The organism is Paraburkholderia sp. SIMBA_027 (assembly GCF_046535315.1).
Taxonomy (GTDB): Bacteria; Pseudomonadota; Gammaproteobacteria; order Burkholderiales; family Burkholderiaceae; genus Paraburkholderia; species Paraburkholderia tropica.
On sequence record NZ_JAWRWY010000987.1, the window covers coordinates 1 to 258 of the forward strand.

Consider the following 258-nt stretch of genomic DNA (forward strand, 5'->3'; position numbering starts at 1 on the left):
GGAGGAATGATGACGCCGGCCTCGCCCTGGATCGGCTCGATCAGCGCGCCGACGGTGTTTTCGTTGATCGCGGCGGCAAAGGCATCGGCATCGCCGAAAGGGATGGTGCGGAAGCCCGGCGTGTAAGGTCCGAAGCCCGTGCGTGCATCCGGGTCGGTCGAGAAGCTGATGATGCTGAGCGTCCGGCCGTGGAAATTGTCGGAGCAGACGATGATCTCTGCCTTGCCTTCCGGCACGCCCTTCACCTCGTAGCCCCAT

1 protein-coding gene is annotated in these 258 nt (G+C 64.0%); it reads right to left on the minus strand.

The features are described from left to right. Nucleotides 1–258 (minus strand): aminotransferase class III-fold pyridoxal phosphate-dependent enzyme (locus SB764_RS42055; protein ID WP_410867044.1); only part of this gene is annotated, 258 nt, incomplete at both ends.